The 20585-nt window shown below is 73.1% G+C and carries 21 protein-coding genes; 5 read left to right on the top strand and 16 right to left on the bottom strand.

All coding sequences use genetic code 11. The features are described 5' to 3' along the window. Positions 1–184: 184 nt before the first annotated feature. The 5 genes from H1A17_RS10590 to hrcA form a co-directional block, all read right to left on the bottom strand. Positions 185–1594 (bottom strand): serine hydrolase, encoded by a 1410-nt coding sequence (locus H1A17_RS10590; protein ID WP_145921279.1) that lies wholly within the window; start codon positions 1592–1594, stop codon positions 185–187. After that, positions 1594–1953 (bottom strand): histidine triad nucleotide-binding protein, encoded by a 360-nt coding sequence (locus H1A17_RS10585; RefSeq protein WP_145921280.1) that lies wholly within the window; start codon positions 1951–1953, stop codon positions 1594–1596. Before H1A17_RS10585 ends, H1A17_RS10590 begins: the two co-directional genes overlap by 1 nt. A gap of 436 nt (positions 1954–2389) precedes the next feature. Continuing rightward, entirely contained in the window at positions 2390–3124 is a 735-nt protein-coding gene (locus H1A17_RS10580; RefSeq protein ID WP_145921281.1) for a 16S rRNA (uracil(1498)-N(3))-methyltransferase, read from the bottom strand. A 189-nt stretch (positions 3125–3313) separates the two neighbouring features. Then, positions 3314–4459: a molecular chaperone DnaJ gene (gene dnaJ, locus H1A17_RS10575; RefSeq protein ID WP_194821761.1), complete on the bottom strand. Its 1146-nt coding sequence runs from the start codon at positions 4457–4459 to the stop codon at positions 3314–3316. A 74-nt stretch (positions 4460–4533) separates the two neighbouring features. Continuing rightward, positions 4534–5556 (bottom strand): heat-inducible transcriptional repressor HrcA, encoded by a 1023-nt coding sequence (gene hrcA / locus H1A17_RS10570; RefSeq protein WP_145921283.1) that lies wholly within the window; start codon positions 5554–5556, stop codon positions 4534–4536. Between the two features lie 235 nt (positions 5557–5791). Here hrcA and H1A17_RS10565 point away from each other — a divergent pair, with 235 nt between their 5' ends. Then, entirely contained in the window at positions 5792–6394 is a 603-nt protein-coding gene (locus H1A17_RS10565; RefSeq protein ID WP_145921284.1) for a DUF4870 domain-containing protein, read from the top strand. A gap of 83 nt (positions 6395–6477) precedes the next feature. Here H1A17_RS10565 and hemW read toward each other — a convergent pair whose 3' ends face one another. Continuing rightward, entirely contained in the window at positions 6478–7701 is a 1224-nt protein-coding gene (gene hemW, locus H1A17_RS10560) for a radical SAM family heme chaperone HemW (RefSeq protein ID WP_194821760.1), read from the bottom strand. A 19-nt stretch (positions 7702–7720) separates the two neighbouring features. Between hemW and H1A17_RS10555 the strand changes: the two genes are divergently transcribed. Both H1A17_RS10555 and H1A17_RS10550 read left to right on the top strand, forming a co-directional pair. Further along, positions 7721–8503: an enoyl-CoA hydratase-related protein gene (locus H1A17_RS10555; RefSeq protein ID WP_145921286.1), complete on the top strand. Its 783-nt coding sequence runs from the start codon at positions 7721–7723 to the stop codon at positions 8501–8503. A 96-nt stretch (positions 8504–8599) separates the two neighbouring features. Continuing rightward, positions 8600–9463 carry a hypothetical protein gene (locus H1A17_RS10550; RefSeq protein ID WP_145921287.1) on the top strand — a complete coding sequence of 288 codons (864 nt, stop codon included), beginning with the start codon at positions 8600–8602 and terminating at the stop codon, positions 9461–9463. Positions 9464–9500: 37 nt separating this feature from the next. Here H1A17_RS10550 and H1A17_RS10545 read toward each other — a convergent pair whose 3' ends face one another. The 8 genes from H1A17_RS10545 to H1A17_RS10510 all read right to left on the bottom strand — a co-directional run bounded on the left by H1A17_RS10545 (position 9501) and on the right by H1A17_RS10510 (position 17252). Then, positions 9501–10142 (bottom strand): MOSC domain-containing protein, encoded by a 642-nt coding sequence (locus H1A17_RS10545; protein ID WP_145921288.1) that lies wholly within the window; start codon positions 10140–10142, stop codon positions 9501–9503. Between the two features lie 42 nt (positions 10143–10184). Continuing rightward, a complete protein-coding gene (locus H1A17_RS10540; RefSeq protein ID WP_194821753.1) occupies positions 10185–11015 on the bottom strand; it encodes a carbohydrate ABC transporter permease in 831 nt (276 codons plus the stop codon). Beyond that, positions 11012–11998, bottom strand: a complete 987-nt coding sequence (locus H1A17_RS10535) for a carbohydrate ABC transporter permease (RefSeq protein ID WP_194821752.1) — start codon at positions 11996–11998, stop codon at positions 11012–11014. Before H1A17_RS10535 ends, H1A17_RS10540 begins: the two co-directional genes overlap by 4 nt. After that, the gene (locus H1A17_RS10530) at positions 11995–13284 is read right to left on the bottom strand and encodes a sugar ABC transporter substrate-binding protein (protein ID WP_194821751.1); all 1290 of its coding nucleotides are present in this window, start codon (positions 13282–13284) and stop codon (positions 11995–11997) included. The genes H1A17_RS10535 and H1A17_RS10530 overlap by 4 nt, the downstream gene beginning before the upstream one ends. A gap of 298 nt (positions 13285–13582) precedes the next feature. Next, entirely contained in the window at positions 13583–13870 is a 288-nt protein-coding gene (locus tag H1A17_RS10525) for a GlsB/YeaQ/YmgE family stress response membrane protein (RefSeq protein WP_194821750.1), read from the bottom strand. 176 nt (positions 13871–14046) lie between these two features. Further along, on the bottom strand, positions 14047–14334 hold the full coding sequence (locus H1A17_RS10520; RefSeq protein ID WP_145921292.1) for a GlsB/YeaQ/YmgE family stress response membrane protein: 288 nt from the start codon (positions 14332–14334) through the stop codon (positions 14047–14049). Positions 14335–14699: 365 nt separating this feature from the next. Continuing rightward, positions 14700–16577, bottom strand: a complete 1878-nt coding sequence (gene lepA, locus H1A17_RS10515; protein ID WP_145921293.1) for a translation elongation factor 4 — start codon at positions 16575–16577, stop codon at positions 14700–14702. 138 nt (positions 16578–16715) lie between these two features. Next, on the bottom strand, positions 16716–17252 hold the full coding sequence (locus H1A17_RS10510; protein WP_145921294.1) for a DUF4240 domain-containing protein: 537 nt from the start codon (positions 17250–17252) through the stop codon (positions 16716–16718). Between the two features lie 91 nt (positions 17253–17343). On the opposite strand from H1A17_RS10510, the gene H1A17_RS10505 reads away from it, so the two are divergent. Together H1A17_RS10505 and rpsT are read left to right on the top strand one after the other, a co-directional pair. Next, positions 17344–18366 carry an aminoglycoside phosphotransferase family protein gene (locus tag H1A17_RS10505; protein ID WP_309236751.1) on the top strand — a complete coding sequence of 341 codons (1023 nt, stop codon included), beginning with the start codon at positions 17344–17346 and terminating at the stop codon, positions 18364–18366. A 231-nt stretch (positions 18367–18597) separates the two neighbouring features. Further along, positions 18598–18864: a 30S ribosomal protein S20 gene (rpsT, locus tag H1A17_RS10500; RefSeq protein WP_088644372.1), complete on the top strand. Its 267-nt coding sequence runs from the start codon at positions 18598–18600 to the stop codon at positions 18862–18864. Between the two features lie 196 nt (positions 18865–19060). Here rpsT and H1A17_RS10495 read toward each other — a convergent pair whose 3' ends face one another. After that, on the bottom strand, positions 19061–19459 hold the full coding sequence (locus tag H1A17_RS10495; protein ID WP_145921295.1) for a hypothetical protein: 399 nt from the start codon (positions 19457–19459) through the stop codon (positions 19061–19063). A gap of 92 nt (positions 19460–19551) precedes the next feature. Continuing rightward, a complete protein-coding gene (gene holA / locus H1A17_RS10490; RefSeq protein WP_145921296.1) occupies positions 19552–20532 on the bottom strand; it encodes a DNA polymerase III subunit delta in 981 nt (326 codons plus the stop codon). Between the last annotated feature and the right edge of the window lie 53 nt (positions 20533–20585).

Here is a 20585-nt window from a genome sequence, read left to right as displayed (position 1 = left end):
GCTTCCATCTCGCGCCGTGCCCTGCTGGCGCGGCGTGCGGACGATACTCCCATCGTATCCGCTCGGCCCCGGCGGCACCGCGTCACTTTTCCCGCCCGGTTCGGACCGGGCGGTCGTACCGCCCTCCCGGGCCGGCGTCGGGCCGGCGGCCGGGGGGTTGGCATCCGGCCGGGGGCCGGCCCGGTCAGGCCCGGAAGTCGTACCGGTCGAAGGTCTCCTGGTGGCGGGTGAAGCGGTAGGTGGCCCAGTGCATCGCGACCACCGTCCCGTCGTCGTCGCGGGTGAGCCGCAGCAACTCCCCGACCTCCCGCCCGGAGACCGTCCGGAACACGTCCGGCGACTGCGGCGTCGGCGCGAACACCGCCGGGGGCCGCCCCGCCGGATCGTCCGCGCCCCGGGCCCGCAACGCCCCGTCGTGCCAGGAGAAGATGTACTCGAAGCCCTCGCCCCACCAGCGGCCCAGCAACCCGCGCAGCGGTCCGGGCGCTCCCGGGCCCGGCCGCCACGGCACGACCTCCGCCGGGTCGTGCTCGGCCGAGGCGGCGAGCAGCCGGTGCGGCAGCTCCAACACCTCGGCGGCGGTACCGCTGGAGGCGAGCACCGCGCAGCCCATCGCGCCGGCCGTGCCGTCCCCGCCGCGCCGGCCGTAGACCCCGGCCAGGAACCCCGGCATCGCGCCGTCGTGCCCCACGTGCACCACCCGGTCCGCGAACGGGACCAGGATCAGACCGAGCCCGAAGCCGGCCTTCCAGACCGTCTCGTCGGTGGTGGTCACCGGCCAGCGCATCTCGTCCAGCGTCGTCGCGGCGAGCACCGCCCCGGTCGGGTCCAGCGCGGCCGGGTCGGCCAGGAACGCCGCCCACCGGGCCATGTCCGTCGCGGTGCTCCAGAGCTGGCCGGCCGGCCCGATCGCCCCGAAGTCGGTCGGCGGCTCCGGATGCACCTCGTCGGAGTACGCGTCGACCAGGAAACCGGTCACCGCCTGCGGCCCCGGGTCGACCGAGGTGCCGGCCAGTCCCAGCGGGGTGAGCACCCGGTCGGCGAGCACCTCGGCCCAGGTGCCGCCGCGCAACGCGCCGACCAGCCGACCGAGCAGCGCCATGCCCAGGTTGGAGTAGTGGTAACGGCGGCCGGTGGGCAGCACCCGCTCGACCCGGGCCAGGTCGGCGACCAACTCGTCCACCTGCGGCGCGCGCAGCGTGTCCCACACGTCGCCGTACGGCTCGCGTTGCAGCCCGGCGGTGTGCGAGAGCAACCGGCGTACGGTCAGCTCGCCGTGCGCGGGCAGCGGCAGGTGCCGGCCCAGCGGGTCGTCCAGGTCGAGCAGCCCGTCGTCGCGGCACTGCATCACCAGCGCGGCGGTGAAGGTCTTGGTGACCGAGCCGATCCGGAACCGGCTCGCCGGGCCGAGGACGGTGTCGTTGCCGGTGCCGCCGACCTCGAAGCTCCAGAGCGGACTGTCGGCCCGGTGCAGCGCCACCGCCAGGGCGGGCACCCGTGCCTGCGCCTGGGTCCCGCGGACCATCCGTTCCAGCCGACGCCGTACCTGCGCCCCGTCGCCGTCCGGCTCGGGTTCCCCGTCGGCCGTCGACATCACACCAGGTCCCGGGCCAGCATCGGGCCCAGGGGCGCGCCGCCGAGCAGATGGGCGTGCACGTGGAAGACCTCCTGACCGCCGTACGGGCCGGTGTTGAACATCAGCCGGAAGCCGTCGCCGGTCAGCCCCTCGTCCTCGGCCACCGCCGCCGCCGTGGCCAGCACCTCGCCGGCCAGCGCGGGGTCACCCTGGCCGAGCGTCGCCACGTCGGCGTAGTGCTCCTTGGGGATGATCAGCACGTGCACCGGCGCCTTCGGCCCGATGTCACGGAAGGCCAGGGTGGTGGCGGTCTCCTTGACGATGGTGGCCGGAATCTCCCCGGCGACGATGCGGCAGAACAGACAGTCGGCTCCCATCCCCCCACTCTAAAGACCACCCTCGTTCCTTTACTCCCTCCCCACCCCTCCGCCCCTCCGCCCGCCCCCGCCCGCGTTGATCAAGAGCTTTACGTCAATCCCAGGCCCGCCGATGACCCAAACCTCTTGATCACCGGACGCACCGCCGGGGACGGTGGTGCGGGGTGACGTCGAGGGACGGTGATCAAGAAGTTTGCGGCGGGAATCGGGCCGGGGATGACGCAAAGCTCTTGATCACCCGGCGCACCGTCGGGAGACAGCGTCGCGGGGCAGTGATCAAGAAGTTTGGGGCGGGAATCGGGCCGGGGGGTGACGCAAACCTCTTGATCAACGCGGGCGGGGCGGGGCGGGCGGGGCGGGCGGGGCGGGGCGGGCTGGGCGGGGCAGCGGGCAGGTTCGGGGCGGGGCTCGGCGGGGTGGGGCAGGGCGAGGTGGGTTACCAGCGGGAGAGGCGGGTGGAGAGGACGGCCAGGGCGGCGGGGCCGGCGGTGGAGGTGCGCAGGACCGAGGGTCCCAGGCGTACCGGGCGGGCGCCCGCGTCGGTGAAGGTGGTCAGCTCGGTCGGGGCGATGCCGCCCTCCGGCCCGACGACCAGGACGATCTCGCCGGTGGTCGGCAGGTCGACCGCGGTGAGCCGTTCCTCGGCCTCCTCGTGCAGGACGAACGCCGTGCCCGCCCCGGCGATCCGGCGCGCCACCGTGGCGGTCGACTCGTCCGGGGCCCCGGCCACCACCGGCAGCCACGCCCGGCGGGCCTGTTTGGCCGCCTCCCGGGCCGTCGCCACCCACTTCTCCCGGGCCCGTACGCCCCGGTCGCCGCGCCACTGCGCCACCGAGCGGGACGCCGCCCAGGGCACGATCTCGTCCACCCCGACCTCGGTCATCGCCTGCACGGCCAGTTCGCCCCGGTCGCCCTTGGCGATGCCCTGCACCACGACCAGCCGGGGGACGTCCGCGTCGACGTACCCCCGGGAGGTGACGGTGACGTCGAGGGCGCCCCGGCCGACGGCGGTGACCACGGCGGTGGCGGTGCCGCCCCGCCCGTCGGCGAGCAGCAGTTCCTCGCCGACGCGCAGCCGTTGCACGGTGGCGGCGTGGTGCCCCTCGGGGCCGTCCAGGGTGAACTGGTCGGCAGGGGGCAGCGACTCGACCAGGAACAGCGGCGCGGACACGCCGCTCAGGCTAACCGGCCGGCCCGGCCGAGAAGCCACCCGGACCCCGGCCGGGCCCGGCCGAACAAGCCAGCCAGGGCCGGGCAGGCCAGCCGAAACGAGCAAGCCAGGACCCGGGCAGGCCAGCCGGGACGAGGCAGGCCAGCCGGCACGAGGAGGCCGAAGCTCCGCTGTCCCGGTACGGCCGGGTCAGGCGTGGCCGTTGAAGGCGTCGCGCATCCGGGAGAAGAAGCCACCCTGCTTGCTCAGCTCGGCGACCTCCTCGCCCCGGGTCTTGGCGAAGTCCCGCAGCATCTTCTCCTGGTCGGCGTCGAGCTTGGTCGGGGTACGCACGTCGAGGTGGACGTAGAGGTCGCCCCGGCCGGTGCCGCGCAGGTGCGGTACGCCCCGGGCGCGCAGCCGTAGCGTGCTGCCCGGTTGGGTGCCGGCCTTGACGTCGACGTTCTCGTCGCTGTCCAGCGTCTTGATGGTGAGCCGGGTGCCCAGCGCGGCGGCGGTCATCGGCACGGTGACCCGGCAGTGCAGGTCGTCGCCCTTGCGGGAGTAGACGTCGTGCGGCCGCTCGTGGATCTCGACGTAGAGGTCACCGGCGGTGCCGCCACCCGGGCCGACCTCGCCCTGCTGGGCGAGCCGGATGCGCATGCCGTCCTCGACCCCGGCCGGGATCTTGACGGTCAGCGAGCGGCGGGTACGTACCCGGCCGTCGCCGGCGCAGGTCGGGCAGGGATGCGGGATGGTGGTGCCGTAGCCCTGGCAGACGGTGCACGGCCGGGCCGAGACGACCTGGCCGAGGAAGGTGCGCTGCACCGACTGCACCTCGCCCCGGCCGCCGCACGCCTCGCAGGTCGCCAGGTGGGTGCCGGCCGCGGTGCCCGCCCCGGAGCAGGTGGTGCAGAGCACGGCGGTGTCGACCGTGATCGGGGCCTCGACGCCGAAGGCGGTCTCGTGCAGGTCCAGTTCCAGCCGCAGGATCGCGTCGGCCCCGGGCCGGGTACGCGGTCGGGGGCCACGGGTGCCACCGGCCGCGCCGCCGAAGAAGGCGTCCATGATGTCCTGGAAGCCGACGAACGGACCGGCCCCGCCGGGGCCGCCCGGGCCGCCGGCGCCCCCGCCGCCCGGGGCGAGCGGGTCGCCGCCCAGGTCGACGATCTGCCGCTTCCGGTCGTCCGAGAGGACCTCGTACGCGGCGTTGATGTCCTTGAACTTCTCCTGTGCCTCCGGGTCCGGATTGACGTCCGGGTGGAACTGCCGCGCCAGCTTGCGGTAGGCGCGCTTGATCTCGTCGTCGGAGGCTTCCCGGCTCACGCCGAGAATGCCGTAGTAGTCCCTGGCCACTGCGTTCCGTGTCCTCATGTTCGTCTCGCGTTTGCGCCGGTCGGCGGCCGGAGCCGGCCGCCGGCCCTGACTGGTCAGTTCTGGGCCAGCAGCTCGCCCACGTAGCGTGCCACGGCCCGCACCGTGGCGATGGTGCCGGGGTAGTCCATCCGGGTCGGGCCGAGCACGCCCAGCCCGCCGACGATGGTGGTGCCCGGGCCGTACCCGGTGCTGACCACCGAGGCGGCGCGGAGGTTGTCGATCTCGTTCTCGTCGCCGATCAGCACCCGGGTGGTGCTCGGCTCCGCCTCGCCGATCAGCTTGAGTAGCACGACCTCCTCTTCGAGCGCCTCCAGGATGGGTCGCAGCGAGCCCTGGAAGTCGAGCAGGCCGCCCCGGGTGAGGTTGGCGGTGCCGGCCAGCGCCAGCCGCTCCTCGGTGCGTTCCACCAGGGTCTCCAGCAGCACGGTAGACAGGGTGGTCATTGCGCCGCGCAGGTGCGGAGCACTCTCGTCGACCAGCGCCTGCACCAGCGGCGGAGTGTCGGACAACCGACTCCCGACGAGTTTCTCGTTGACCAGCCGGCGCAGGTCGAGGACGTCGTCGGCGGGGACCGGCGCGGGCAGCTCGACCAGCCGCTGCTCGACCCGCCCGGTGTCGGCGATCATGACCAGCATCAGCCGGGTGGTGGAGATCGGCACCAGTTCCAGGTGGCGCACCGACGAGCGGGCCAGCGACGGGTACTGCACCACGGCGACCTGCCGGGTGAGCTGCGCCAGCAGGCGTACGGTGCGGTGCACCACGTCGTCGAGGTCGACCGCGCCGACCAGGAAGCGCTCGATGGCCCGGCGTTCGGCCGGGCTGAGCGGCTTGACCCGGGAGAGCCGGTCGACGAAGAGGCGGTAGCCCCGGTCGGTGGGGACCCGGCCGGCGCTGGTGTGCGGCTGCCGGATGTAGCCCTCCTCCTCCAGCACCGCCATGTCGTTGCGGACGGTCGCCGGGGAGACCCCGAGCTGGTGCCGCTCGACGAGCGTCTTGCTGCCGACGGGCTCCTGCGTGGCGACGTAGTCCTCGACGATCGCCCGCAGCACGGCGAGTTTGCGGTCGTCGAGACCCATCTCCCACCTCCTGACGCACGTCGCCCCGGGCGCTGCCGCGCCCGGGCAAGCACTCTGGCACTCGACTGTAGCGAGTGCCAGTCTACGTCGGCAGGGCCGCCGCCGCGATGATCAAGACGGACCGTCGGTGCGCCCGCCCCGGCGGATGCCGGCGCGGGCGCTGACCGAACGTCGAGGCCAACCTCACCAGTGTCGCTCTGGTGCACCCTTGCCGGCAGCCCCTACCGTGGCGGGCATGACTGAACCACCTCGCCCTCCCGGCGCGGGGGACGGCGTCCCGCCGGACCCGACCGCGCCCCAGGGCTCGCCATACGAGCCGCCCACCGCACCACTGTCCGGCGCGCCGGGGGCGGGCGGGTATCCCCCGCCCGGCGGGTATCCGCCGCCCACCGGTGACCAGCCGCCGGCCGGCGGCTACCCACCGCCGGGTGGCTACCCCCCGCCCGGTGGCGGATACCCGACCGGCGGCACCTACGGTGCGCCGAGCGGCGGCTACGCCAACAGCGAGGACAAGACCTGGGCGCTGGTCGCGCACTTCGGCGGTGCCGCCGGCGCGTTGATCAGCTTCGGCCCGCTCGGCTTCGTCGCCCCGCTGATCGCCTACCTGGTGCGCGGGCAGCAGTCGCCGGCCGTCCGGGCGCAGGCGCTGGCCGCGCTGAACTTCCAGATCCTCTGGTCGATCATCGCGTTCGTGCTGCTGTTCGTGAGCTGGTGCCTGCTCTTCCTGCCCAGCATCGCGGTCGTGGTAATCCAGATCCTGTTCGGGATCATCGCCGGCATGAAGGCCAACGAGGGTCAGGCCTACCGCTACCCGATGTCCACCAGCTTCATCAAGTGAGTCCCGGCCGGCCGCTCCCCCGGCCGGTCGGGCACCACCGCCCGCCCCGGCGCGCCCCGCTGCGGTGCGCGGCGGGCCGGTGCTCAGGGCAGCAGGTCGCGGACCACCGCGTCGGCCAGCAGCCGGCCGCGCAGGGTGAGCACCGCCCGCCCCTGCGGGTACGCCACCGGGTCCAGCAGCCCGTCGGCGAGCGCCCGCGCGGCGGCGGCCCGGCCCACGTCGTCCAGCACGTCCAGCGGCAGCCCGGAGGCGAGCCGCAGGCGCAGCATCACGTCCTCCGTGTGCGTCTCGGCCGGGCTGAGGATCTCCCGGGCCAGGCCGGGTGAGTGCCCGGCGGCGAGCCGCTGGGCGTACGTGCTGGGGTGTTTGACGTTCCACCAGCGCACCCCGCCGACGTGGCTGTGCGCCCCCGGGCCGAGGCCCCACCAGTCGCCGCCGGTCCAGTAGAGCAGGTTGTGCCGGCACCGGGCCGTCCCGGTGCGGGCCCAGTTGGAGACCTCGTACCAGGAGAAACCGGCCGCGTCGAGGGCGGCCTCCGCCGCCAGGTAACGGTCCGCCGCCACGTCGTCGGAGGGGTACGGCAGCTCGCCGCGCCGCATCCGGGCCGCCAGCCGGGTGCCGTCCTCCACGATCAGGGCGTACGCGCTGACGTGGTCGACCCCGGCGGCGACCACCTGCTCCAGCGAGGCGGCGAAGTCCTCGGGGCGTTCCCCCGGCGTGCCGTAGATCAGGTCGAGGTTGACGTGGTCGAACCCGGCGTCGCGGGCCTCCCGGGCGGCGTCGACGGCCCGGCCGGGGCGGTGGGTGCGGTCGAGGACCGCCAGCACCCCGGGGGCGGCGGACTGCATGCCCAGCGAGATCCGGGTGTAGCCGGCGGCGCGCAGGGTCTTCAGCGACTGCGGGGTGACCGACTCGGGGTTGGCCTCGGTGGTCACCTCGGCGTCGGCGGCCAGCCCCCAGGTGCGGTCGATGCCGTCGAGCAGGCGGGCCAGGTCGTCGGCGGGCAGCAGGGTGGGGGTCCCGCCGCCGACGAAGACCGTGTCGACCCGGGGCGGTGGCGCGTCGCCGAGCACCCGGGCGGCGAGCGCCAGCTCGGCCAGCACGGTGTCGGCGTACGACTCCCGGCCGACGCCCCCGCCCAGCTCGGCGGCGGTGTAGGTGTTGAAGTCGCAGTAGCCGCACCGGCTGGCGCAGAACGGCACGTGCAGGTAGACGCCGAACCCGCGCGCGCCGACGGCGGGCAGGGCGGTGGCGGGCAGCGCACCGTCCACGGGAACGGTCTCACCATCTGGAAGGACGCCGGGCATGGCCACTAGTGTGCCCGGCATGACCTCTCCCGACCGACTCGTGCGGGTCGCCACGGCCCGTGGGGTGACCACCCTCACCCTGGACAGCCCGCACAACCGCAACGCGCTCTCCACCCCGCTGATGACCGAGCTGCTGGCCGGGATCGCCACGGCGGTCGCCGACGACGCGGTCCGGGTGGTCGTGCTGGACCACACCGGCCCGGTGTTCTGCTCCGGGGCCGATCTGAAGGAGACGGCGGCGGCGTACGCCAGCGGGTCGGTGCCGGCCGGGATGCTCGGTGACGTGCTGGTGGCGGTGCGGGAGTGCCCGAAGCCGGTGTTGGCGCGGGTGGCCGGGCCGGCGCGGGCGGGCGGGTTGGGCCTGATCGCGGCGGCCGACCTGGCGGTCTGCGCGTCTGAGGCGACGTTCGCCTTCACCGAGGTGCGGATCGGGGTGATCCCGGCGGTGATCTCGGCGACCGTGCTGCCCCGGCTGCACCCCCGGGCCGCCGCCGAGCTGTACCTGACCGGCGACACCTTCGACGGCCGGCGGGCCGCCGAGGTGGGGCTGGTGACCGCCGCCGTGCCGGCCGGCGAGCTGGACGCGGCGGTGGCGCGGTACTGCGCGTCGCTGGTCCGGGGCGCCCCCGGGGCGCTGGCCGGGACGAAGGAGCTGCTGCGCCGCCCGGCCGCCACGGACCTGCGTGCGGAGATCGCCGACCTGTCCGCCCGGTCCACCGGCTACTTCCTGTCGGAGGAGGGCCGCGAGGGCGTGGAGGCGTTCCGGCAGAAGCGGGACGCGGCCTGGGTGCCCCGGCATTGACCTGGTTTATCCCGATTTCCTGCGGGAACGTGAACCGGTCGACCGACCCGGGGCCACCGGTTGGCGACGTACGCTTGGCGAACGTTGAAACGGGAGGTGCGGGTGCGGACACGGACATTCGTGGCAGCCGGGGTCGTGGTGGCGTTGTTCGCCATCGTCGGGGGCTGGGGAGTCCGTCAACTCGACGGGGAGTTCCGGCTTCCCGTCGCCGGCCGTAGCTGCACCGTGCAGGCCGACGGCACCGTGAAGCTCGACGCCGACCAGATGGCCAACGCGGCCACCATCGCCGCGATCGGCATGCAGCGGCAGATGCCCGAACAGGCCGTCGTGGTCGCCCTGGCCACCGCGTACCAGGAGTCGGGGCTGCGCAACCTCGCCCACGGCGACCGTGACTCGCTCGGCCTCTTCCAGCAGCGTCCCAGCCAGGGTTGGGGCACCCCGGAGCAGATCCGCGACCAGCGGTACGCGGCGAACCGGTTCTACAAGGCGCTGAAGAAGGTACGCGGCTGGGAGCGGATGGAGGTCACCGACGCCGCCCAGGCGGTGCAGCGTTCGGCGTACCCGAAGGCGTACCAGAAGTGGGCCGACGAGTCCCAGGTGCTGGCGCGGGCCCTGCTCGGCGAGGCGACCGGGGCGGTGGCCTGCACGGTGGGGCGTACCCCGGTGATGCGCGGGCAGGCCGCGGCGGCCGAGCTGACCCGTGGCCTGACCCTCGACTGGGGGTTGCCCGACGCCGGTGCGGTGGCCGAGCTGACCGACGTGACGGTGCCCGCCGCGGACGCCCGGGACGGCTGGCGGTACGCGCACTGGCTGGTCTCGCACGCCCCCGACCACGGGGTGAAGCGGGTGCGCTTCGACGGGCTGGAGTGGAACGCCGACAACGGCCGGTGGGCGAAGGTCGCCGACGGCCGGGCGACCGAACCCCGGGTGCTGGCCGAGGTCTTCGCCGACCCCGCCTGACCTGCCGGCGGGCAGTCCCGCCCGGCCTGCGGGCCGGTCAGCCGGCGACGTTCAACCGGCGGCGCACCTTCTCCATGGTCGAGGCGGGCAGCTCGGGGACGTCGAGCAGCCGGGGCAGCAGCTCCGGCTCCAGGCTGGTGGCCCGGAACACCTCGCCGATGGTGACGCCGTGCGCCGGCCGGTCCACCACCTCCACCGGGTCGCCCGCGCTCACCTCGCCGTCGCGCAGCACCCGCAGGTAGGCCCCGGGGGCGGCCCGGACGGTGAACCGTTTGATCAGGTCGGGCACCCCCCAGAAGCCGGCGAAGGTCGTGCAGGGGGTGCGCGGCTTGGTGACCTGGAGCAGCGCCGAACCGACCGCCCAGCGTTCGCCGATCACCGCGCCGGTCACGTCCACCGCCCAGGTGGTCAGGTTCTCGCCGAACCCGCCGGGGCTGATGTCGCGGCCCAGTTCGGCCGACCACCAGCCGGCGTCCTCCTGCGCGTAGGCGTAGACCGCCTGGTCGGGGCCGCCGTGCTGGGGCCGTTCGCCGATGAAGTCACCGGCCACCCCGTCGGCGTGCAGCAGCACCGGACCGTCGACCGGCCGCTTGTCGATGCCGCTGCGCCCGCTCGCGTCACCCGCCCACCGCGCCTGCGTCACCACGCCGAGGTTCACCGCCGCCACCCTGCCCGTCATGGCCCCAGGGTACGGCCGGGTGCGGGCGGTCGCCGTCCCGGCTCAGCCCTTGACGGCACCCGCCACCAGACCGGAGACCATCCGGCGCTGCACCAGCAGGAAGAAGACGATCACGGGCAGGGTGAACAGCGTGGAGGCGGCCATCACCGACCCCCAGGCGGTGTCGTCCCGGCCGAAGAAGAAGGTCATCGCCACCGGCAGGGTGTAGCGGCTCTGGTCGTTGACGAAGGTCAACGCGAAGATCAGCTCGTTCCAGGCGGTGATGAAGGAGAAGATGCTGGTGGCCACCAGGCCCGGCGCGACCAGTGGAAAGAGGACCTTGCGGAACGTCTGGGTGCGGCTGGCGCCGTCGATGGCGGCGGCCTCCTCCAGCTCCCTGGGGACCGCCGCGACGAAGCCGCGCAGCATCCACACCGCGAACGGCAGCGAGAAGCCCAGGTAGGTGAGGATCAGGCTGGGCAGGGTGTTGTAGAGGCCGAGCCGCTGGATCATCAGGAACAGCGGGATGACCAGCGCCTCCAGCGGGATCATCTGCACCACCAGCAGCATGATCAGGAAGGTGGTCCGGAGCCGGAACCGGAACCGGGCCACCGCCGTAGCGGCAAGCAGCGCCACCAGTCCGCTGAGCACGACCGTGCTGACGGCCACCAGCACGCTGTTCAGCAGGAAGTCGCCGAAGGTCACGCCCGGGATCAGGTTGCCGGTGAGGATCTCCCGGTAGTGCTCCAGGGTGGGGTGGGCCGGCACCGGCCGGGGCGTGGCCGAGAAGATCTCCCGGTTCGGCTTCAGCGAGGTGGCGATCATCCAGTAGACCGGGAAGGCGGCGAAGAGCGCGACCAGCAGGCCCGCGCCGTTGAGGGCGACCTTCTTCACGACGCGTCCTCCTGCCTGAGCACCATCCGGACGTACAGGCCGGTCACCAGCAGCAGGATCAGCGTGAGGATGACCGCGATGGCCGAGCCCACGCCGTACTTGGGTGGCGGGGAGAACGCCTCGGCGTACGAGTAGAGGGCCAGCATGAACGTCGGCCGGTCCTGGGTGCCGCCGGCCAGCACGAACTGCTGGGTGAAGACCTTGAAGTCCCAGATGGTGGAGAGCACCACCAGGATGCCGAAGACCGGCCGCAGCAGCGGAAAAGTGATCTTCCAGAACACCGTCCACGGGCCGGCCCCGTCGACCCGGGCCGCCTCGTGCAGCTCGCTCGGCACGCTCTTGAGCCCGGCGAGCACGCTGACCGCGATGAACGGGAACGAGTGCCAGACCACCACCAGGGTCAGGATCGCGAAGAACAGCAGCGGCGAGTTGAACCAGCCGTAACCCGACCAGTCGGTGCGGCCGAAGAGCGCCTGCGACAGCCCGTCGGGCAGGGCGTTGAACGCCCAGGTGACCAGGCCGGAGGTGTCATCGAAGATCCACTTCCAGACGATCGTGCCGGTCAGCGCCGGGGTGGCCCAGGCCAGCATCACGCAACTGGCGACGAAGGTGGCCATCCGGCGGCCCAGCCGGTGCAGCAGCAGCCCGACCAGGGTGCCCAGCACCATCGTCAGCAGCACGTTCGCCGCCGCGAAGAGCACGGTGTTGCGCAGCACCGTACGGAAGAACGGGTCGCCGAGGATCTGGGTGTAGTTGGCCAGCCCGACGAACGGCCACTCCCGGTCCCCGCGCAACTGCCGGACGCTGTTCAGCCGGAAGAACGACATCGCCACCACCTGGCCCAACGGCCAGAGCAGCAGCACCCCGATCACGACCAGGCAGGGCAGCAGGAGCAGGTACGGCAGGCGGTCCACCCGGGGCCGCCGCCGCGTGGGGGTCTCCCGGGCGGCGGCCGTCGGGGTGTGCTCGGTCAGGGTGCTCACTTGGCGTTGAGGATGCTTTCCATCTCGGCGGCGGCGTCGGCGGTGGCCTGCTGCACCGACTTCTGGCCCTTGATGACCGAGCTGTTCATCGCCTGGGTGATCGTCTTCGTCCGGCTGACCTCCACCCACTTCGGGGTCAGCGGGGTGACCCGGGTGCGCTGCATGGTGCTGGCGAACGCCGCCATCAGCTTGTCGTCGGCGTAGTCGCCGCCCTGCACGAGGTCGGAGTAGACCGGGAAGAAGCCGAGGCTGCCGGCGAAGGTCTTCGCGTTCTTCTTGTTCAGCAGCACGGTCAGGTAGTCCCAGGCCAGGTCCTGCCGCTTGCTGTCCTGCCAGAGGGCGACGTCCGAGCCACCGGCGAAGGCGGGGGCCGGGCCGCCGTCCGGGCCGGGGATCGGGAAGGTCCCCCAGACCTTCTCGATGTCGGGGTTGTCCTTCTTGATCGCGCCGGCCTGCCAACTGCCGGCGAAGGCCATCGCCGCCTTGCCCGTGGCGAACTGGGTACGGGCGTCGATCTCGTTCCACCCGGCGGCGGCGGGCGGGGCGACCTTGTGCACGGTCACCAGGTCGGTCCAGAACTTGACCGCCCGCTGGGCCTGCGGGCTGGTGTAACCGGACTTCCAGGTGCCGCCCTGGTCGGTGGCGATCTCGCCGCCGGCACCCCAGAGGAAGGAGTAGAACGGCAGTTCGGAGTTGCCCGGCAGGGCGATGCCGTAGCTGCCGGGCTTCTTGGCCTGCACCGCCTTGGCGACCGAGACCAGCTCGTCCCAGGTCTTCGGCGGCTGCACGCCGGCCTCGGCGAACCAGTCGGTGCGGTAGTAGACGGCGCGTACCCCGGCGTACCAGGGGACGCCGTACTGCTTGCCGTCGAGCTGGGCGTTGCGCACCAGGTCGGGCAGGACGTCCCGACCCTCGGCCCAGCCGCCGAAGCGGCCGGAGATGTCGGCGAGCGCCTCCTGGGCCGCCCAGCCCTGGGTCTCGGTGTTGCCCAGTTCGGTCACGTCGGGGCCCTCACCGCCGGCGAGCGCCGCCTGGAACTTCTTCGGCGCCTCCAGCCAGGGGATGTACTGGACCACCACGTCGGTGTCGGGGTGCCGCTGCCGGAACTCGGTCTCGACGCCGTCGAGGAACGCCGTCTGGGCGTCGCTCCCCTCGCCCATCATCCAGACCGTCAGCTTGCTGTCGTCGGCGGCTTCGTCGTCGCCGGAACCACCGCAACCGGCGAGCACCATCACGGCCGAGGCCACGACGGCGGTGACCGGGGCCAGCCGCTTCCACCTGTTCACGCCACATCTCCCTCGCGCCGTCCGGCACTAACCTTCTCAGCCGCACCCTAGTAGGAAAATTTCCTTTACGACAGGGGGTGGGTGCCGCCCCGCACGGGCGGACCGTCGACGGGGCGGCGGCGGCCGGCGGGGCGTTCGGCGAGGCGACCGTATCGCAGGCGGGGGCCGCTCAGGCAGACCCCGCGACGACCCGGCGGGATCGACGGCCGGCAGCCGGACGAGCGGATGCCCGCCCCCGGTCCGGGGGCGGGCATCCGCTGCGGTGGTACGTGCCGACCGGTCACGGCCGGCGGGTCGGTCACCGGTGGGTGACGCCCCGACGCCGACCCACACCGGCCACCAGGGCCACGGCGATGGCGGCGAGGACGACCTGCACCAGCAGCTCGGCCCAGTCGATGCCGGCGGTCTGGGTGGCGATGCCCATCGCCCGGGCCAGCACCGTGCCCAGCAGCGCGGCGCCGACACCGATCAGCACGTGCAGCCAGATCGGCATGTTCTGGCGACCCGGCACGACCAGGCGACCCAGGGCGCCGACGATGAGACCGACGACGAGCGCGGTGATGATGCCCCAGACGGTGAACTCCACGGCCGTCCTCCTTCAGTAGATATGTCGTTGGTGAGGTGTTTGTTGCTGTGGTGATCGATAGATTCCCGAAGCGGAGAATCTCCAAACCGACTCCGGTAACGATCTGGTCTAGACCGCCCGCCACCGGCGACGGCCCCCACCGCCCGACCCGCGCCCGCTCGGCGGTGCCGCTTGACTTACCGGTGGGTGACGCCGCGGCGGCGACCCACGCCGGCCACCAGGGCCACGGCGATGGCGGCGAGGACGACCTGCACCAGCAGCTCGGTCCAGTCGATGCCGGCGGTCTGGGTGGCGATGCCCATGGCGCGGGCCAGCACCGTGCCCAGCAGCGCGGCGCCGACACCGATCAGCATGTGCAGCCAGATCGGCATGTTCTGGCGGCCCGGCACGACCAGACGGCCCAGAGCGCCGACGATGAGACCAACAACGAGCGCGGTGATGATGCCCCAGACGGTGAACTCCACGGTCGCCCTCCTCCTGAAGATTGAGTCACACGGTATGTGTGGTTCCTGTCGTGACAGCTAGGTTCCCGACCCGCCAGAAAACCAAACCGACTCACCACCACACATGTCGCCGCACGTCGATCCGATGCCGCTGCGTCGGTTCGCCGGCCTTCGATGTCCGCGCAGCTCAGGACGCCCGCGCCGGCCCGCCCGCAGCAGCGGGGAGGGCGGAAAAATTTCGTCCGTACGACACCGGGGGGCGGGCGTGCCGACGGCCGGCGGCCCGGTCGGAACACCGGGCCGCCGGCCGTCGTGGGGCACCGGGACGGCCGTAGCCGGGGCGCGGCCGAGCCGACCGGGCCGGGCGTCCGCGCCGCCGGGGCGGGCTACTTCTTGCCGGCCGGCTTGGCGTCGGCGGAGTCCGAGGAGAGCGCGGCGATGAAGGCCTCCTGGGGGACCTCGACCCGGCCCACCATCTTCATCCGCTTCTTGCCCTCCTTCTGCTTCTCCAGCAGCTTGCGCTTGCGGCTGATGTCACCGCCGTAGCACTTGGCGAGGACGTCCTTGCGGATGGCGCGGATGGTCTCCCGGGCGATCACCCGGCTGCCGATGGCCGCCTGGATCGGCACCTCGAACTGCTGGCGCGGGATCAGGTTGCGCAGCTTCGCCGCGATCGTCGTGCCGTAGTTGTACGCCTTGTCCTTGTGCACGATCGCGCTGAACGCGTCCACCGGCTCGCCGTGCAGCAGGATGTCCACCTTGACCAGGTCGGACGCCTGCTCGCCGGAGGGCTCGTAGTCCAGCGAGGCGTACCCCTTGGTCCGGCTCTTGAGCTGGTCGAAGAAGTCGAAGATGATCTCGGCGAGCGGGAGGGTGTAGCGCAGCTCCACCCGGTCGGCGGAGAGGTAGTCCATGCCGAGCAGGCTGCCCCGCCGCCCCTGGCACAGCTCCATCACCGCGCCCACGTAGTCGTTCGGGGTGAGCACGGTGGCCCGCACCACCGGCTCGTACACCTCGGCGATCTTGCCGGTGGGGTACTCGCTCGGGTTGGTCACCACGATCTCCTGGCCGTCGTCGGTGATGGCCCGGTAGACCACGTTCGGCGCGGTGGAGATCAGGTCGAGGTTGTACTCCCGCTCCAGCCGCTCCCGGATGATCTCCAGATGCAGCAGGCCCAGGAAGCCGCAGCGGAAGCCGAAGCCGAGCGCGCCCGACGTCTCCGGCTCGTAGTCGAGCGCGGCGTCGTTGAGCTTGAGCTTGTCCAGCGCCTCACGCAGGTTGGGGTAGTCCGAACCGTCGATCGGGTAGAGGCCGGAGTAGACCATCGGCTTCGGATCCTTGTAGCCGCCGAGCGCCTCGGTGGCCGGCCGGGCGTTGATGGTGACGGTGTCACCGACCCGGGACTGGCGGACGTCCTTCACCCCGGTGATCAGGTAGCCCACCTCGCCGACGCCGAGCGCGTCGGCCTTGACCATCTCGGGTGAGATGACGCCGATCTCCAGCAGCTCGTGCACGGCGGCGGTGGACATCATCTTGATCCGGTCCCGGGCGCTGATCCGGCCGTCGATGACCCGGACGTAGGTGACCACGCCCCGGTAGACGTCGTACACCGAGTCGAAGATCATCGCACGGGCGGGCGCGTCGGCGTCACCGACCGGCGGGACGAACTGCCGGACGATCTCGTCGAGCAGGTACGGCACCCCGTCGCCGGTCTTGCCGGAGACCCTGATGCAGTCGGCCGGGTCGCCGCCGATCAGGTGGGCCAGCTCCTCGGCGTACTTCTCGGGCTGGGCGGCCGGCAGGTCGATCTTGTTGAGCACCGGAATGATCCTGAGATCGTTCTCCAGCGCCAGGTAGAGGTTCGCCAGTGTCTGCGCCTCGATGCCCTGGGCGGCGTCGACCAGCAGCAGCGCCCCCTCGCAGGCGGCAAGCGAACGGGACACCTCGTAGGTGAAGTCCACGTGGCCCGGGGTGTCGATCATGTTCAGGACGGCCTGCTCACCGGCCCGCTCGCCGTCGCGGACGGTCCACGGCATCCGGACGGCCTGGCTCTTGATGGTGATGCCGCGCTCGCGCTCGATGTCCATTCGGTCGAGGTACTGCGCGCGCATCTGCCGGGGATCGACCACGCCGGTGAGCTGCAACATCCGGTCGGCCAGGGTCGACTTCCCGTGGTCGATGTGGGCGATGATGCAGAAGTTCCGGATGCGCGCCGGGTCGGTGGCACCAGGAGCGTTCGCGCCGGGATCGAGCGTCGGTGGCACAGCGGTCCGTTCTGGTCGGCTGACGTGAGCGGGCCGACGCGCCGCCGGCCCCCTCTATGCTCCCACGTCGCTCCGAACCCGGTCCGATCACTCCTGGGGTACCCGGCGGCGGCCCCGCCGGTGGCCCACTCGCCGGGCTCACTCCTCGGGCGGCTCGACGAAGAGGGCGGCGAGCTTCGGCAGCCGACGGCGGGCCTCCGCCTCGTCGTCGAAGTCCCAGAAGTCGTTCAGGTCCGGCACCGGCACCGCGTCCCGCTGCGCCGGCAGGTCACTCGCGGTCGCCTTCCGGTACGCGTCCCACGGCACCGCCAGCATGTCCTCGCACTCGAACTCCTCGCCACTGAGCGCCGCCGACCGCACCCGGGGCAGCCCGGCCAGCGAATCCGGGTCGGCCACCGCGGCGGCGAAGACCGCCCGGCCCTGGGTCATCAGCCAGCCCCGGAAGTACTCGAACCCGTCGTCGGAGGCACCCCCGTTGATCAGGTACGCCGCACCCCACAGGTCGACCCGGTACGAGGCGGCCAGCACCCGCTGCTGGTGGTGCGCGTACCCGACGATGTCCTCCGGGGTGCGCTCGGCGAGCAACGCGACCGCCCGTGCCGCGACCGCCTCGGCCTCTCCCCCGCCCCCGGCCCGGGCCTGGTCGATCAACTGCCAGAAGTCGTCGGTCCTCATGGCCTGGAGTCTCCCAGACCCGCGCCGGCCGCCGGCCCCACCCGGCCGGGCGCCGGTCACCGTGCCCGGCCGGACCGGGCACGATGGTGGGGTGTCCGCGACGCCGCCGCCGTACCACGAGACCGCCGTGCGACCCGACTGGCGGGACCTGCCCGACGGCCTGCGGGACGCGATCGGCGGCCGGCTCGGCGCGCCGGTGGTCGCGGCCCGGACCGCGACCGCGGGCTTCACCGGCGGCTTCGCCGCCGTGCTCACCACGGCCACCGGTGCGCGGGTCTTCGTCAAGGCCGCCGACCTGGCCCGGCAACGCCACCTGGCCGACTGGTACGCCCGGGAACTTGCCGTCCTCGCCCGGTTGCCGGCCGGCCTGCCGGTGCCCCGCCCGCACTGGGCGCTCGACGCGGCCGGCTGGTACGCGGTCGGCCTGGACGCCGTCGACGGCCGGACGCCCCACCTGCCCTGGGACCCGGCCGAGCTGACCGCCGTGCTCGCCGGGTACGCCGGGGTCGCCGCCGCGCTGGCCGACCCACCCGCCGGCCTGACCGCGCTCGGCCTGCCCCGGCTGGCCGACCTGGCCCGCTCCGACATCCTGTGGTGGGAGGAGGTGGCCGCCGGACGGGAGCCGATGCCCCCGCTGATCCCGCCGGCCCGCGACCGGCTGCCCGAACTCGTCGCGCTGGAGTCCCGCCTGCCCGGGTACGCGGCAGCCGCGCCCGGCCTGGCCCACGGCGACCTGCGGGTGGACAACGTGCTGCTGGACCCCGCCGGCCGGGCCTGGTTCTGCGACTGGAACTGGCTCTGCCACGGCCCCGCGTGGTTCGACCTGGCCGGCCTGTTGATCACCGGGTACGCCGACGGGGCCGGGCTGGACGCCGTCTTCGCCGCACATCCGGCAGCGGCCGACGCCCCACCCGACGCCCTGGACGTGACGCTGGCCGCGCTCGCCGGCTACTACCTCACCGCCGCCGGCCCACCGGCGACGGCCGACCCCGCGCCGGGTGCGGGGGCGGCCGGGGAAAACCCGGCGGGCACGTCCGCGCTGCTCGGGGCGCACCGGCGGTTCAGCGGGGAACAGGCGCTCCGCTGGCTCGCCGCCCGGCAGGGCTGGCACTGACCCGGGCCGCGCCACCGCGGTCCGGCCCGGTCCGGTCGCCGTGGCGCGGCCCGCGCCGCCGTGGCCCGGCCTGCCGGTGGTGGGTCCGGGCACCGGTCGGCGGTGCGGTCCGGGCAGGGCGTTTTGGCTCGTCCCGGCCGACCTGGTAGCCTGGCTTTTCGCGTGGCGATGACGCATGCTCGTCGCACGCGGATTGCAGACCAAACCGAGCTATCAAGACGAGGCTGTCGCGTGGCGAACATCAAGTCCCAGATCAAGCGCAACCGGCAGAACGAGAAGCGCCGGCTGCGTAACAAGTCGGTCAAGTCGTCGCTGAAGACCGCCATCCGGAAGTTCCACGAGGCTGCGGAGGCTGGTGACACCGAGAAGGCCACCACCCTGATGCGTGACGCCGCCCGCAAGCTCGACAAGGCCGCCAGCAAGGGCGTCATCCACGCCAACCAGGCGGCCAACCGGAAGTCGGCCATCGCGAAGCGCGTCGACTCGTTCTCGGCCTGACCGAGCAAACCCACACCTGACCGAGAGCCCCGGGGCACCACCCCGGGGCTCTCGGCTGCGTGTTCCCCGCGAGGTGTCTCCCGAACGGCCGAACGCCGCGTACCCCGGGCGGCGGTGCACTGCATCCCTCTGCTGGCTGGTGCGCTGCGACGGTCGCCCGCCTCGGGTACGTCGTGGCGGGACGACGGTGGTCGGGCTAGCCGTGGTAGCGCCGGGAGCGCAGCGGTGGTCCGGCCGGCTCCCCCGGTGGCGGCGTGCTGGTGACCACCGTGCCGGGCAGCGTGTACGGCACCGGGGCGCGACCGACGACCGGTTCGAGTTCCCGCCGGAACCGGTCGCGTTCCTGCTCCGGCACCAGTGCCGCCGAGTGGACCACCCGCCCGGCGACCTCGTCGTTGAGTTTGACCATGACCGCCACCGCCAGCGGCAGCACCGCCACCGCCCACCAGCTCACCAGCTCGGCCAGGGCGAGGAGCACCGCGAACGCCACCGCCCCCTCGAAGAAGAGGAAACAGAGCACCCCGCCGGGGTTGACGATGCGCAGACCGAGCAGCCGGGCGTAGAGCGGCCGGTAGCGACGGTCGTCCGCCGGCATGACCGACCATCCGGGCCCGCCGCGCCCCGCCACCCGGCGGGAAGGGCCGGTCACCCGCCCACCGCGCCCCACCACCGGGCGGGAGGGGCCGGTCACCGGGCGCTGCCCCGCCGGGCGGCGGCAACCGAGAAGACCGCCTTCTCCAGGGCGTATCCCCGGTCGTCGGCACCGCCCTTGACCGCCGCGTTGCACTCGGCCGCCACCCGCATCGCCTCGACCAGGCCCTCCGGGGTCCAGCCCCGGGCCCGCTGCTGGGCATTCTTGATCTTCCAGGCCGGCATACCGAGGGTGCTCGCCAGCTGGTAGGGGTCGCCCCGGCCGGCGGCAGCGACCCGGGCCACCGTACGGACCCCGTCGGCGAGGGCGTCGGCGATCGGGACCGGATCGACCCCGACGTGCAGGGCCCAGCGCAACGCCTCCAGGGCGGCCGGCACGTCGCCGATCATGGTGGCGTCGGCGACGGTGAAGCCGCTCACCTCGACCCGACCCCGGTAGTAGCGGGCCACCATGTCCGCGCCGATCCGGCCGTCGGTGTCGGCGAGCAGTTGCGAGCAGGCGGCGGCCAGCTCCCGCAGGTCGGTGCCGACGGCGGCGATCAGCGCCTCGGCCGCGTCGTCGGTGCACTTGCCACCGCCCCGACGGATCTCGTCGCGGACGAACGCCACCCGTTCGCGATGTCCCTTGAGCTTCGCGGCCGGAACGACCGTGGCACCGGCGGCCCGCAGCCCGTCGGCGAACGCCTTGCCCTTGCCGCCGCCCAGGTGCAGGGCCACCAACTGGACGTCCGGGTCGGGATTCCGGGCGTAGTCGAGCAGCGCGGTGACCAGGTCCTTGCGGGCGTCCTGGGCGGAGCGGAGCACCAGCACCCGCCGTCCACCGAACAGCGAGGGGCTGAGCATCTCGGCGATCTCGCCGACGGCCAACGCCCCGGCCTGGTACTCCCGGACGTCGACCTGCGGGTCGACGCTGCGGGCTTTCGCCACGGCTTCGGTCACCGCGCGCGTGGCGAGCAGCTCCTCGTCGCCGAGGACGAGCAGAATAGGGGCAAGGTCGACGCCGGTCACGTCGCTCATCTTGGCACGGCTCGGCGGCGGATCGCGCCTGCTCATCGACGGCTGCGACGGCC

The organism is Micromonospora sp. S-DT3-3-22 (assembly GCF_015354745.1).
Taxonomy (GTDB): Bacteria; Actinomycetota; Actinomycetes; order Mycobacteriales; family Micromonosporaceae; genus Micromonospora; species Micromonospora wenchangensis.
The sequence above is the reverse complement of the archived record's forward strand: the minus strand, read 5'-3'. Positions and strand labels throughout refer to the sequence as shown.

Coding starts and splice junctions, on each gene's coding strand:
- H1A17_RS10510 (WP_145921294.1), bottom strand. CDS start 17,252: ATGAGGACCGACGACTTCTGGCAGTTGATCGACCAGGCCCGGGCCGGG.
- H1A17_RS10585 (WP_145921280.1), bottom strand. CDS start 1,953: ATGGGAGCCGACTGTCTGTTCTGCCGCATCGTCGCCGGGGAGATTCCG.
- H1A17_RS10590 (WP_145921279.1), bottom strand. CDS start 1,594: ATGTCGACGGCCGACGGGGAACCCGAGCCGGACGGCGACGGGGCGCAG.
- H1A17_RS10555 (WP_145921286.1), top strand. CDS start 7,721: ATGACCTCTCCCGACCGACTCGTGCGGGTCGCCACGGCCCGTGGGGTG.
- H1A17_RS10495 (WP_145921295.1), bottom strand. CDS start 19,459: ATGCCGGCGGACGACCGTCGCTACCGGCCGCTCTACGCCCGGCTGCTC.
- hrcA (WP_145921283.1), bottom strand. CDS start 5,556: ATGGGTCTCGACGACCGCAAACTCGCCGTGCTGCGGGCGATCGTCGAG.
- hemW (WP_194821760.1), bottom strand. CDS start 7,701: ATGCCCGGCGTCCTTCCAGATGGTGAGACCGTTCCCGTGGACGGTGCG.
- holA (WP_145921296.1), bottom strand. CDS start 20,532: ATGAGCGACGTGACCGGCGTCGACCTTGCCCCTATTCTGCTCGTCCTC.
- H1A17_RS10545 (WP_145921288.1), bottom strand. CDS start 10,142: ATGACGGGCAGGGTGGCGGCGGTGAACCTCGGCGTGGTGACGCAGGCG.
- H1A17_RS10565 (WP_145921284.1), top strand. CDS start 5,792: ATGACTGAACCACCTCGCCCTCCCGGCGCGGGGGACGGCGTCCCGCCG.